We start from the raw sequence: 13,828 nt of genomic DNA, 5'->3' as shown, positions 1-13,828 counted from the left end.
ATCGAAGTGAAAATACTGCAATGCAACATGCTCTCAATTTTTATTTTTTCAGATAGAATCTGGCTTTCATGTTGCTTTGCAGATTGAAACGAAGAGCCCGGTCCAGCATGGTCCCAACCCAATGCTGGAACCGCCCATCTAAATCTTCGTGTGGAAATTTATGTCTCGTTTTTTACTCAATTCCGTTGCTTTTCCTTTGACAGTGAGGGGTTGAAAGTATGTTTTGCAAGTAAACATCATGCAAAAGGAAGCTCCAAAAGAAAGTTGGAAATCTAGAACCGGACTCATCCTTACCGTGGCAAGTGGTGCAATCGGACTCGGAAATTTTATTCGTTTTCCCGGTCAAGCAGTCGCTAATGGCGGCGGAGCCTTTATGGTTCCTTACATTATCAGCTTTATTCTCGTTGGAATTCCAGTTTGTATTACGGAATGGATTATGGGTAGAATGGGAGGCCGCACCGGTCATAGCGCTCCTTTTTTATTTAAAAGTTTCCTTTCCGGTTTCCCACTTAGAATCGTGGGCGCCATTGGAATCACAATTCCTATTCTCATTTATGTATATTACGTTTTTATTGAGGCTTGGTGTCTGGCCTACTCCTTCGATTTTTTAACCGGACAAATTCAATTTAATCTGAACGGTCAAGTCCCGGAATCTCAAATCATCCAAGCCGCTGGTAACTATTATCTGGACCTAACCGGAGCCAGGCACAACGGAGACGCAATTTCAGGTAAAATCTTTTATGCTACGATTACTTGTTTTATCCTAAATTTTGCTCTAGTCTTTCGAGGAATTTCCAAAGGAATTGAAACTTTCGCAAAAATCGCGGTCCCTTTGATGTTAGTCTCCTCTATTATCATTCTTATTAGAGTTATTACGTTAGACGACATTGATATAGGTCTCGGAAAAATGTGGAACCCGGATTGGTCCGCTCTTTTAAAATCGGAAGTCTGGATCGCCGCAGCCGGTCAGGTTTTTTTTACTTTATCCGCTGGTTTTGGAATCGCTCTCGTTTTTTCTAGTTATCTCAAACGAGATAACGACGTGGTACTCTCCTCTATTTCCGCCGCTTCTTTGAACGAATTCGTGGAAGTCGCCGTTGGAGGTATGATTACGATTCCGGTCGCCTTTTTATTTTTAGGATCTTCAATCAACGATTTCGGTACGTTCGGTATGGGGTTTATCGCTCTTCCATCCGTTTTTTCTCTGATGCCAGGCGGTCAATGGTTCGGTGCTATTTGGTTTTTTGTTCTTTTTCTAGCAGCGATCACTTCTTCGGTTACCATGTTACAACCAGGAATTATCTTTTTAGAAGAATCCTTCGGTCTGAAAAGAAAAACCTCTTGTCTGATTCTATTTTTATTTACCGCAAGTCTTTCTTTTCCAATTCTTTATTTCAATCAAAACTTTGAAGCCCTCGAACTCGCTGACTTTTGGATCGGTACCATTTTGATTTTTATACTTGCAAGTATTCAAATTTTCTTATTCGGTTGGAAAATAGGCGCTAAAAAAGGTTTAGAAGATGGTAATGAAGGTTCTCATTTAGAACTACCTAAATTCTTTTGGTTTGTAATTCAATACATTACTCCCACGTTTTTACTCGTCATATTCATAGCTTTCCTAATTCAAAATCTTCCCGGTCATTTTGAAAGAATGAGTATAGATTCTATGTTAGCTCAGGCAATCTCTAAAGGAACTTCCCTAGAAATCGCACGTATGAAGGCCTTAATCGCTAGATCCGTTTTTTTCGGTATTTTATTAGTTTTTAGTTTGTTGGTTCTTCTAGTACACTATGCTTTGAAATATAAGGAAAAAAGAGTTCATTTAAAATGATGTTTTTAGCACAGGAAGGTTTAAACTGGCAAGGTATTTCTATCATGACTCTTTCTCTGTTTTTAGTAACCGGTCTTTCTATGTTCTGCATTTTCAAACTCTTTAAAACTAGAAACCATTGAACCGTTCTTTAGAATATTTTGATAAACTTTCTTCTCTTTGGGATGATTTTGAACCTAGAAAAGTACAAATCCAACTTTCTCAAAAAATTGAAGATTCCCTTTATAACGGAACCCATCTAATCGCAGAGGCTGGCACCGGAGTCGGTAAATCACTCGCTTACTTGATTCCCGCCGCTCTCATTTCAATCGAAATAGAAGAACCAGTGGTTATTTCCACAGAGACTAAATCCCTCCAACAACAACTTCTTTCCAAAGACATTCCTATGGTTTCTAAAATTTTAGGAATCGATCTAAAAGCAGAAGTAGCCATGGGCGCTTCTAACTACGTTTGCAAACGTAAAATGAATCACGTTTTCAGAGATGGAACCTTTGGTCCGGAAATGATTCCTCATCTAAATTCTTTCAATCAATGGATTCAAACCACCGAGTCCGGTCGAAAACAGGAATTTAATGGTACCGCTTCTTACGATTTTTGGAATAAAATTACAAGAGAAACGGACAACTGTTTAGGAAGAAATTGTCCTAACTTTTCTCATTCCTTTTATTTTTTAGAAAGAGAAAAATGGAAACGTTCCAACATTCTAATTATCAATCATCATCTTTTAGCGGCTCATATCGCAAGTGATTTTAAAATTCTTCCCGAATTCAGTAGGATTATCTTAGACGAAGCGCATAACTTTCCGGATATTATTGGTTCTTCTTTCCGAAGAGAAATTCGTTCTTTAGAAATTCAAAAACTTCTACAACAAATCTGGCTTCCGAATAAAAATTCCGGTGTTGCCGTTTCCATCGAATCCAGCCCTCTTAAAGATTTAGTCACACAGGCCGGGGAAGCTCTGACCATCTTTTTCAACTCTCTTTCTGGAGAAGTTCCTCTTAATTTTTACAGTCCTCAAAGAATCAAAAGACCTCTGAAATTAGATCGAGGCAAGTTTGCTGGAATTCTTTTTGAAATCGTAGAAATTCTGCAGAGACACCTTTCTAAGTTGTCCAAGGATAACGACGACTTCACCGAAAAAGAATCCGCACTCGTCTTAGAGATGTTAGCTGGAAGATTAGACGAAGTAGCTTCCAGTTTAGAAACTTTTAGACAAGTTGACGATACAAATCTCGTATATTGGATTGAACCTCCTGACCAAAATTCAAAAGAAATCTATTATAAAATTTGTATGGAACCTTTAAGTCCGGATGAGATCATCCGAGATCAATTCGCTTCTAGAATGCAATCGATCGTTTTTACTTCTGCCACCCTTTCCACTTCCGGAAACGATTTTAAATACTTTCAGAAAAAAATTGGCAATCTCAATACTTCCAATCTTTCCGTTCCTTCTCCATTTCCGTATCAAAAAAATGCTCTTTTATATGTTCCGAAAGAAATCAGAGATCCGGTTGCAGATCCAGACGGTTATCACGCTGATTTGGCAAAACAAATTCTCTGGCTCATTGAATTAACTCAAGGAAATACATTCGTACTTTTTACTTCTTTTAAGTCTTTAAAACTGGTTTACGATGCCATTCGTCCTCATACGGATCTGCCTTTATTTTCTCAATCCGACCTAGGGCCGGATGGTGCAAAACAAATGTATCTACAAACTCCAGATAGTGTTCTGTTTGGAGTTTCCACTTTCTGGCAGGGAATTGATATTCGAGGAGATAAACTCAAATCGGTCATCATCGCTAAACTTCCGTTTCAAGTTCCAAACGATCCTGTTTTAGAAACCAAAAGCGAAAAGTTAAAAGAATCCGGTGGAAATCCGTTCGCAGAACTACAACTCCCTTATGCCTGTACAGTTCTCAAACAAGGTTTTGGTCGTTTGATTCGTTCCGGAACGGATACTGGTATTGTTTCTATTTTAGATCCTAGAATGTTCACAAAAACGTATGGAAAAGATCTTTTAAAATCTCTTCCTCCCGCTAAACTGATCCAGAATCGAGAAGATTTAAGAAGAGAATTTGATAATCTGCCGAAATAAATAGAAGACACATTTCTATTTTTAGAGCACTCAGATTCATGAATTTCATAATTCGATTTTTTTTGATCCTTCTTTTTTGGATTCCGATTGATAACTCATTCTCTTTTGAAAGTAAAGATTTTACGGATACTTGGGTCGATTGGAAAAAAGGTGAAATCCAAAAGATTCTTTCTCTAAAACTTCCAAAACTGACTTACTCCGTAGAAGACACGGATTGGGATGCAGAAAATACTGCCAGAAATCTAACCGAAGCCCGAAAAAAAGCGCCTTCTACTGCAGAAGTGGAACTTAAGAAATTTCTTTTTAGAAAAATCGATACCCTTAAATTAGATTCTGATTTTACTCTTCGTGAAAAAATTAAAGAAGATTCTTTTTTTCGAGAAATCTTCAATCAAATCTATGAAATTGAACCAATTTTTACGACGGTGAACTTTGTAGAAAACCATGCAATCGCGAAGGGCACCATTGAATTTAAAGGAAAACGTGGTATTCTTAATTACATTTTTCTTTCTTATGAATCCGAAAATTTTCCAGAATATCCTCCACCTACCCTGATCGCCGAATTTACTTCCTTAATTGTAGATGCCAGACATCTTAAACTAGACGCCGCACTTTTTCCAGAAATACTTTCAGAAGAAGGAAATAGTCTTTATTCTCCTTATTTCGTTTCCAAAGAAAATGCGGTTAATCATGGTTATGTGAGTTATATGAAAACCCCGGAAGAAGCGTTTCGTTCTCAAATTGCCGGAAACAAACCTTATTTTGTTACCGCGTTAGGCGTTACAGGGCACTACCCCGTAAATCCTGTCATCGCCGGTGAAGACGCTAGAAAAATTCTTGCTTCTACTAAAACGAAAGTTGCTCTTAAAAATTGTAGGGTAATCATTTTGAAAGATAAATGATTTTTTTGTAGTAGGTGTGGGAACTCACAAATCGGATTTTTTTCAATTCCATTCTGCAAACTGCATAATAGAGCACCTTGAATTTACACGCGAATCGCCGGTTAGAAGCGGAATTCCCGACACCTATTGCCAGTACTAACCTTAATACTTTCCATCAAGAGATTCTTTCCGATTTTTTCCCTGAATTCATGTTAGATTATTTTGTTTTTTTCAAAAATTTTCTATAAATCGTTCCGGTTGGAAAGTTCGAAAAACCGTTTTCTAGTATGGATATTCTTTTATTGGATGACGGTCAAAAAATTGAATCTGCTTTGGTAGAAGATTCGTTTGGAACGGATTCTCTTTTGGTTCCAGATATTTATTGGAATCGTTTGAATTTTCAAGAAAGAAAAGCTCTTCGGAGTAAACTTCCTTTTTTATTGAGGAAATATATCGAAGCAGATCGCTTCTATGAAACGTCCTTCATGATACGGGCGGGTAAAATCAAATACAATCGGTGCGTTGGTAAAATGAAAAAGTTTAGTATTCGGGTTCATACTGGTGTTTGGGCGACTTTAGGTGTTTTAGCGGCGGCTCATGGTGTTTCGAGATGTTATCTTTTTAATTATATGCTTTGGTTGGAGGACCTGGGTGGAAAGGAGGATTTTTTTGTGAAAAGTTTAAACCCAGGAGTTCCTAGCTTTCACTGGACTTACAAAATGATCTGGAAAATTGACAGGAGACAAAATCTCATTTCGAGAGAATTACAATTTGAACCAAACCCAATGACGAATAAATATCCATACTATCTAAAAGAATAAAAAACACTTAGATTCAATATCGAAAAACTCTAATTTACCCCAAAAAGCCTGTTCCAAAATGATGGTTCTACAGAAATTTCAGTCCACTTAAGTGGAATATCATCCGCTGAATAAGAATACAATCCATCACACTCTAATTTAACGCGAACCTCCTTAAGAATCGGCTTTTCAGTTTCGGAAAGACCGTAACGAAAATACGTTCCACAATCACCCATTCCTCTCATTTTTATAAAAGATACAAACTCCTTAGACTCTGGTTTAAAAAATCTTACAATACTTTGACTTTCAAAACTTTCCTTACGAACAAATCCATTTTTCTCTTCAAAGTTAAAGGTTTGAAACGTTAAGATTTTAGTTTTTGCAGGAATGAAATTTTCATCGTATATAAAATAAACGTTATAACGATTGTAAGTTGTAGATAAACATAATAACTCTACTAAAAATTTACCTTCGGAAAGCGGAAAAAATTGAATCGGTGAATAACGTAGAAAATCTGCGTATAGGTGATAACTCATAATACCATCTTCATCTAATGCAAGTTCATTGTATTGACAGTCATTCGGAAGTTGCGCCCTTAATTGATCCAGAGCATCCGCACAAATTAATTCTGGATACTTATTTCTTTCTTCTGGAATATGAGCAATAAAATCACAGTCCTTTGGCCAGTGAATAGAAGTTCTTTTAAATCCGGATTTTTGAGTAATCCATTCTTTTTCACTGATAAAAATTTTGACTCCTACGAAAATTAAAATCGCACAACAAAGAAGAATCAAAATAAATCGTTTAGATTTTAAAATATGAGAATACACGTTAGATTTTTCCTAGAAATCTATAAATAAGATACCATAAATATTAAAACTAAAATTTCAACTCAGCGTCTCGCTTCTATAATAAATTGTAACTTAAAACGAAATATTACATTACTTTTCTTTCATGCAATTTATTGATTGGAACAAAAAGCGCGGTCCGACAACACCGATTCACCCGAACTTTCTTACTCTAAATTTATGTTATTGAAGTGTAAAATACTAGGTATTTTATTATATAGTTCCGAACGAGAAATTAGTCCATTTTGAAAATCGCAATTGACAAAATCGCTCCCGTTTTAATTCCAAAAATAAAAGTATATCAATATTTTAGAGAATTAGTATATACTAAATTTTTGATTTTACAAAATAGTATTTCACAATTCTATCTAACTTGAGCCAATTTTAAACTTCTTTTAAAAACGAAAATTTTTACGAATGAGCCGCAACCAACTCGCTAAAAACTTCTTCTGCCTTTTTAAAATTTTCTGAAAAAAGATAAGCAAAACCTAAATCGATCAATTCCTGCATCGAAAGTGACTTTCGTTTCGCTTCCATTTTAGGAATACTCGCAATTTTTTCTGAAAATTCTTTTTTCTTTTCGTCAAACGTTGGAAGTTCTTCATAACCTGGGATTTTTTCGAGAACCGATTTTGCTTCGTCGAATTTTCCCATATAAACAAAAGCAAGCCCCAATGCACCCATAACGTCTCTTTCTTCCGAAAGGCGTTTTACATTCTCCGCAAAAACTTGAATGGCCTCTTTATAATTTCTAAGATGATAGTTGGAAAAAAATTCAGACTTACAAAAAGAATCGTCCGAAAAACGAATCTTGTAAACGGAGATCAGATCCAAAACGGTTTTGAAATCCACAGCGTCTTCGCTTACTAAAATTCCCGTTTTCAAAATCGAATACGAAATTGGAACCGAAGAAGATTTAAAATACGTTAGATACTTTTTGGCCGCTTCCCTGGACTTTCCGGCTTCTTTCAAAAGATACGCTTCTAGAAGAGGGGTTAAAACTGAGGAACCCTTTAGAAAATAGTTGATTTCGTAATTGGAGCCAGATTCAAACCCTGCAATCCCACTCAAATGATTTAAAAAAACATGATTCGGATTTTTTTTTGCAATCTCGATCACTTCTTCATAAGAACCCGTTTCAAATAATTCCCAAGCGGTTTCTTCAATAGAAGACGGATTGGATACTGCTAAATTCTGACCCATAGGATAACCTCTATGTTTCTTATCGGATGGATCAGTAGAAAATCCTGAAAAAAAGTGAATCGAGATCGCGAATGCGAAAGCGATTGCAGCGGAGTCAATAAATTGAAACCGACGGCGAAAGATCGTTTCACATTTTTTTCCTCTAATTTATTGACTGGAGCGGAAAGCGCGTTCGTGAGCCTTGGAAACGATACAATTTGCGAGCGATTCGCCAAAATAACTCCTAGGAACTCATCTTAAGCTACGCTGAGAAACAACAGCTACGTGAAGGCCAACAATAGGAAGGCATTTATGAGTTTGCTACCTTTTGTATGAAACGCTCTCTATGGATCGCGTAGAACTCAGTAAAACGCTCTCTATGGATCGCGTAGAACTCAGTAAAACGCTCTCTATGGATCGCGTAGAACTCAGTAAAACGCTCTCTATGGATCGCGTAGAACTCAGTAAAACGCTCTCTATGGATCGCGTAGAACTCAGTAAAACGCTCTCTATGGATCGCGTTTTAAGGATAAAGTCGTTCCATCATCCTCGGAAATGGAATACATTCCCTTACATGTGCCAGTCCACAGATCCATGCGATCAATCTTTCCGAACCCAAACCAAAACCGGAATGTGGAACAGATCCGTATTTTCTCAAATCCAAATACCAGTCATAAGATTCCACAGGTAGCTTTTCCTCTTTGAGCCTGTGTACAATATTTTCGTAATTTTCTTCTCTTTCAGAACCACCGATTATCTCCCCCACCCCATCCGGTGCGATTAGATCCGCGTTTAACACAGTCCTAGGATCTTCCGGGTTGACCTTCATATAAAATGCTTTTGCCTCTCTTGGGTATTTTTGGATAAAAACCGGACCTCCAAATTCCGTCGTCAGCATTTGTTCTCTCTCGGAATTAATATCGTCCCCCCAAACTATATCCTCTCCTTTGGACTGTAGAATCTCAAGTGCCTTTGTATAATCGATCACTGGAAAATCTTTTTCTAAATACGCAAGTAATGGAGCCGGATCTCTTTCCAATACCTTCAAATCTTGGAATGAATTTTGAACCGTTTCTTTAATGACCGTCTTTACAAAGTTCTCTTGTAACTTTAGGTTTTCTGAATGTACTGCAAATGCCACTTCGGCTTCCACCATCCAAAACTCAGTCAAATGTCTTCTAGTTTTACTCTTTTCCGCACGAAACGTAGGGCCGTAACAAAATACTTTGTTATGCGCAAAAATTGCAGTTTCCAAATAGAGTTGTCCTGTTTGTGCTAGATAAGCGTTTCCTAAATCGAAGTATTCCGTAGAAAATAATGTTCCCGCACTCTCTCCCACGGATCCGGTAAGGATCGGAGTATCTATCAGTAAAAAATCTCTTTCATGAAAGTATTTCCGAATCGCAAAAGAAAGATTGTCCCTCACTCTTAGAATCGCCAATTGTTTCGAAGAGCGCAACCAAAGATGTCTTTGAGAAATTAAAAAATCAATTCCGTGTTCTTTCGGAGTGATCGGATAATTTTCGGACTCTCCTACAACTTGAAGCGATTCCATTACTAGTTCGAATCCGATCGGAGACTTTTCATTTTTGACCAACTTTCCAGTCACGGTTACGGAAGTTTCCTGACGGAGATGTTTTACAGTTTGAAAAATTTCTTCTCCTAGAATTTCCTTTTCCGCAAGCACCTGTAAAATTTTTCCACTGTTTCTAAGAGAAAGAAACTGTCTAGCGTTGCTTCCTCGGATTCCGTGCACCCAACCTTGGATGACCACCTTTTGATCTACGTGTTTTTTTAAATCATGATTACTTACGATTGGAGTTTCAGACATAAACCCATTTTACGGTTTTGATTCCACCGGAAAGGATATTTTTTACCTGACAGAGAAGACAGTCTCTAAATCCTGAGAAGTATGAATCCGGTTCTTTTAGATGGAAAAAAACTTTCCGAAAAAATTAAGGAAGAAATTCGTTCTGCAATTGAAGAACGAAAAACTAAAAATCTTAGAATTCCAAAACTGGCCACAATTCTAGTAGGAAACAATCCAGCTTCCGAAACCTACGTTTCCATGAAAGTCAAAGCCTGTCATTCTGTAGGAATGGGTTCGGAAATGATCCGTCTTAGAGAACAAACCACCACCAAAGAGTTGTTAGATGTTATAGATAAACTCAACTCAGATCCCAATGTGGATGGAATTCTTCTTCAACATCCTACTCCTTCCGGAATCGACGAAAGAGCTGCATTTGATCGGATTGCTCTTCATAAGGACGTGGACGGAGTGACCACTCTTTCTTTCGGAAAACTTTCCATGGGAGTGGAAACCTATCTACCTTGTACTCCTTACGGTATGGTTCTTTTATTAAAAGAATATGGAATCGATGTGGTAGGAAAAAACGCAGTAGTCGTAGGTCGTTCTCCTATTTTAGGAAAACCGATGGCAATGCTTCTTACCGAAATGAATGCAACTGTCACACTCTGTCATTCTAAAACCCAGAATCTCCCGGAGATCGTTCGTAACGCAGACATCATCGTAGGCGCAGTAGGCAAACCTGAATTTATCAAAGCGGATTGGATTTCTAACGGCGCCATTCTTTTAGACGCAGGTTATAATCCAGGCAATATAGGAGACATTGAAATTTCCAAAGCAAAAGATCGTTCTTCTTTTTATACTCCCGTTCCAGGTGGAGTTGGCCCTATGACAATTGCAGTGCTTTTATTACAGACTCTTTATTCTGCAAAAGAACACTTTACACCACCGGTAAAGTGAAAACGATGTTTCCAGATGGCGATCAGTTTTGACGAATGTTTTCAAACCTATCCGGAGCTTCATAGTCCGAGTGATCTAGAAGAATTTTGGTCCGAAGCAATCCGAGATTTAAAAAACTTTCCGATTAAAAAACAATCTAAGGCACTTCTCAAAGGTTCGATTATTAAGGAAACCATCTATGATGTTTCCTTTCAATCTTGGGAAAATGCAATCCTTACCGGAACCTTAGTCATTCCTCGAAAAAGAGGGGATCTCCCTGTAGTAGTTTATTTTCACGACTACGGAAAAGATAGACCCGGTATCATCAAAGGACTTACGGAAACTGGAGTCGCTCAACTCATTTTAGATCTGAGAGGTCACGGTTCTCAATTGATTCGCCCCTTACTCAAAGAAGGAGAACTCCCCGATCCGGATTGGACCCCCGGTTATTTTACAAAGGGTTTAGACGGAAAAGATTCTTTTTATATGAAAGGATTGTATTTAGACGTGATCCGAGCCGTGGAATTTTTAAGACTTACGGACGGTATCGACGGGGATAAAATTATTCTAGCCGGAAAATCAATGGGAGCGTCTCTGGCCGCCTTCGGTGCCTCCTTTACCAATCGGATCAAAGGACTCATATTAGAAACTCCTAATTTTTGTCATATAGACGACAACCAGCTCAATCTAGACAAAGGTTGGATGAAAGAAATCAATATCCAGCTAAACAGCTTTAAAACCAAAAAAAACGCGATGAAAAAAAGTTTAGCATATTATGATAGTATAAACTTTTCCAAAAAAATCAAGGTTCCTACTCTGGTTTCAGTTGGAATGGAAGATAAAATTTCGCATCCTAAATCTATTTTTGCTTTTTTTAACCACCTAAACTGCGATAAAAGAATGCAGGTTTATCCTACGGAAGGAAACGAAGCAGGTTTCAAAGACGAAAAACAAAACGGCGCCAACCTGGAATTTGTGAGGGAAATTTTCTTTCCCGAATGATAGAAATCCAATTTTACAATTCACTTTCGGGTAAAAAGGAAAAATTCTCCCCTTCCGATCCAAATCGTGTAACCGTATATTCCTGTGGACCAACTGTTTATAATTTCGCTCATATAGGAAATCTACGAGCCTTTCTTTTTGTAGATGTTTTACGTAGATCCCTTAAATTATTAGGGTATGGAGTGGATATGACCATGAACATCACGGATATAGACGACAAGATCATCCGTGATTCAATTGCATCTAAAAAAAATATCTCAGAATTTACCACACCTTGGACAAAAGCATTCTTCGAAGATTTAAAAACAGTTTCCGCTGAAATTTTAGAACACTATCCCAAAGCAACGGATTCTATTCCTGAGATGGTGGACATCATTCAAAAACTACAAAAAAAAGGATTCGTCTATGAAAAAGACGAAAACCTTTATTTTTCGATTCAGAAGTTTTCAAACTACGGAAAACTCAGTAAGATAGATACCTCCGGAATGAAAACAGGAACTCGTTATGATACGGACGAATACGAAAAAGAAGACGTAAGAGACTTCGTTCTTTGGAAAAGTCCTAAATTAGAAGGAGAAACTTCTTGGAACACGTTAGTCGGAACTGGTCGTCCAGGATGGCATTTAGAATGTTCCGCCATGATTCGAAAAGTATATGAAAGCGGAGTGGACATTCACACCGGCGGAGTGGATCTTTTATTCCCTCATCATGAAAACGAAATCGCCCAATCCGAAGGAGCTTTTCCGGAGGAATCTTTTGTAAAAACCTGGCTTCATTCGGAACACCTTCTCGTGGACGGTCAAAAAATGTCCAAGAGCAAAGGAAACTTTTACACGTTACGCGATCTTATTCAACAAGGTTTAGATCCTAAGGCGATCCGTTTTCTTTTGATCTCCACACATTATCGTTCTAAGCTGAATTTTTCAACCGACAGAATCGCTGAAGCTTCCGCAAATATCCGTAAAATCCAAAACTGCTTAGATCGTCTTTTAGATTTAGAACCAGATATAAAAACGGATTTTTACTTTCCATTTTCGATCCCACTTATGCAGACTTGGAAAAAAGAATTTGAAGAATCTTTGGCAGACGACTTAAACATTTCCAAAGCTTTGGCGGTTGTTTTCGAATCTGTAAAACAGATCAATTCCTTTTTGGATACGAACCAATCTGATTCCAAACAAAGAATCGAATACATTCAAATTCTTGCATATTATAATCGTATTTTAGGAGTTCTCAATTTTGAATCTAAAAAGGATTTGCTCGATTCTGAAATCGATTCTCTGATCGAAGAAAGACAGATCGCCAGAAAAAACAAGGATTTTGCAAGATCCGACGCGATTCGGGATCAGCTTTTAGCACAAGGAATTTTGATAGAGGATACAAAAGAAGGAATCCGCTGGAGGAAAAAATAGCTAAGCCTGAATACATTTTCGGAAAGAGGACTCTGATTGAACTTACGGAGGCCAACCTAGGAAAGGAACATTCATTTCCTTTTATCCAGTTGTATGTAAAGGAAAATCCAGGCACAGAAATTATAGAAAAAATATTAAACAAAATCCCTTCTTTTGTTCAAGTTCATAAAGTAAACGTTTCTAAATTAGATTCTCTCGTTCCCGGAAGAAATCATCAAGGGATTGTAGCACTAAAAGTTCCTTCTAAACAAACTACATTCGACAAAAAAAATCTGGAAGAATTCCTTTCTGAAAAACCGGGAGCCTTTTTGATTTTAGATCGAATTCAAGATCCTGGAAATTTAGGAAACATACTTAGAACCGCTGAATGTTTCGGAATTACAAACATCATTCTTCCCGAAAGGGAATCCGCGGGAATCACTCCTGTTGTTGAAAAAGTTGCGTCAGGCGCGCTTTCATTTTTAAAAATTTTCACAGTTAAAAATCTTGCCAACACTTTAGAACTTTTAAAAGAAAACGGATATTGGATCGTTTCTACAAGTGATCGTGGAACAGAAGACTGGTCCAAACTACCCGATCTAAATGAACTAGCAATTCTGATGGGAAACGAAGGAGAAGGTATCAAAAGAATTCTTATGGAAAAATCAGACTTCGTGCTTAGAATTCCGATACACGGTAATCTTTCTTCTTTGAATGTGACTGTTGCCACTGGAATTGTTTTAGATAGAATCGTAAATCGTAAGTCCGGATAAAAAAAGAAAAAATTTTCTTATACTACTCTACCGCTTGTTTCAAAACTTAGAATGTGATGAGATCCTTCAAAAAAGTCAGCATAATCCTAGGTTTGGTGCAAAACCTCTATATCACTACCAGTTCTATTGATCTGTCATAAAATTTTTAGACGAATTCCTATAATTTAAGTATGTTCGAAAAATAAAACTTCTAACCGATTCTATGGATTTATTTTAACGCGTAGATAAAAATTTATAGATCCGTTTACACATTTTTGAATCATGAAAAGTTTATAATTC

Annotated in this window: 11 protein-coding genes; 8 read left to right on the top strand and 3 right to left on the bottom strand. The window is 37.3% G+C overall.

Features of this window, described 5'->3' with window-relative positions; all coding sequences use genetic code 11:
• Positions 1–238: 238 nt before the first annotated feature.
• The 4 genes from LEP1GSC049_RS222275 (at position 239) to LEP1GSC049_RS222290 (ending at position 5,628) form a co-directional block, all read left to right on the top strand.
• Positions 239–1,831, top strand: a complete 1,593-nt coding sequence (locus tag LEP1GSC049_RS222275) for a sodium-dependent transporter (protein WP_004758847.1) — start codon at positions 239–241, stop codon at positions 1,829–1,831.
• Positions 1,832–1,949: 118 nt separating this feature from the next.
• The gene (locus tag LEP1GSC049_RS222280; protein ID WP_004756025.1) at positions 1,950–3,926 is read left to right on the top strand and encodes an ATP-dependent DNA helicase; all 1,977 of its coding nucleotides are present in this window, start codon (positions 1,950–1,952) and stop codon (positions 3,924–3,926) included.
• 38 nt (positions 3,927–3,964) lie between these two features.
• Positions 3,965–4,828 carry a hypothetical protein gene (locus LEP1GSC049_RS222285; RefSeq protein WP_016560383.1) on the top strand — a complete coding sequence of 288 codons (864 nt, stop codon included), beginning with the start codon at positions 3,965–3,967 and terminating at the stop codon, positions 4,826–4,828.
• A gap of 266 nt (positions 4,829–5,094) precedes the next feature.
• Entirely contained in the window at positions 5,095–5,628 is a 534-nt protein-coding gene (locus tag LEP1GSC049_RS222290; RefSeq protein ID WP_016560455.1) for a DUF1564 domain-containing protein, read from the top strand.
• A gap of 29 nt (positions 5,629–5,657) precedes the next feature.
• On the opposite strand, the gene LEP1GSC049_RS222295 is transcribed toward LEP1GSC049_RS222290, so the two are convergent.
• The 3 genes from LEP1GSC049_RS222295 to asnS form a co-directional block, all read right to left on the bottom strand.
• Positions 5,658–6,437 carry a DUF1176 domain-containing protein gene (locus LEP1GSC049_RS222295; protein WP_004767931.1) on the bottom strand — a complete coding sequence of 260 codons (780 nt, stop codon included), beginning with the start codon at positions 6,435–6,437 and terminating at the stop codon, positions 5,658–5,660.
• 429 nt (positions 6,438–6,866) lie between these two features.
• Positions 6,867–7,658, bottom strand: coding sequence for a tetratricopeptide repeat protein (locus tag LEP1GSC049_RS222300; RefSeq protein ID WP_004753561.1), 792 nt, complete (start codon positions 7,656–7,658; stop codon positions 6,867–6,869).
• Positions 7,659–8,160: 502 nt separating this feature from the next.
• Positions 8,161–9,468 carry an asparagine--tRNA ligase gene (asnS, locus tag LEP1GSC049_RS222305; RefSeq protein WP_004755053.1) on the bottom strand — a complete coding sequence of 436 codons (1,308 nt, stop codon included), beginning with the start codon at positions 9,466–9,468 and terminating at the stop codon, positions 8,161–8,163.
• Between the two features lie 81 nt (positions 9,469–9,549).
• Here asnS and folD point away from each other — a divergent pair, with 81 nt between their 5' ends.
• From folD to rlmB, 4 genes are read left to right on the top strand one after another with little or no spacing between them, the layout of a single operon-like run.
• Positions 9,550–10,404 carry a bifunctional methylenetetrahydrofolate dehydrogenase/methenyltetrahydrofolate cyclohydrolase FolD gene (gene folD, locus LEP1GSC049_RS222310; protein WP_004753878.1) on the top strand — a complete coding sequence of 285 codons (855 nt, stop codon included), beginning with the start codon at positions 9,550–9,552 and terminating at the stop codon, positions 10,402–10,404.
• A 15-nt stretch (positions 10,405–10,419) separates the two neighbouring features.
• Positions 10,420–11,385, top strand: coding sequence for an acetylxylan esterase (locus LEP1GSC049_RS222315; protein WP_016560350.1), 966 nt, complete (start codon positions 10,420–10,422; stop codon positions 11,383–11,385).
• Positions 11,382–12,797, top strand: a complete 1,416-nt coding sequence (cysS, locus tag LEP1GSC049_RS222320; RefSeq protein WP_016560379.1) for a cysteine--tRNA ligase — start codon at positions 11,382–11,384, stop codon at positions 12,795–12,797. Before LEP1GSC049_RS222315 ends, cysS begins: the two co-directional genes overlap by 4 nt.
• Positions 12,782–13,549: a 23S rRNA (guanosine(2251)-2'-O)-methyltransferase RlmB gene (gene rlmB / locus LEP1GSC049_RS222325; RefSeq protein ID WP_078131377.1), complete on the top strand. Its 768-nt coding sequence runs from the start codon at positions 12,782–12,784 to the stop codon at positions 13,547–13,549. The genes cysS and rlmB overlap by 16 nt, the downstream gene beginning before the upstream one ends.
• The last annotated feature ends 279 nt before the right edge of the window (positions 13,550–13,828 follow it).

The organism is Leptospira kirschneri serovar Cynopteri str. 3522 CT (assembly GCF_000243695.2).
GTDB lineage: Bacteria > Spirochaetota > Leptospiria > Leptospirales > Leptospiraceae > Leptospira > Leptospira kirschneri.
The sequence above is the reverse complement of the archived record's forward strand: the minus strand, read 5'-3'. Positions and strand labels throughout refer to the sequence as shown.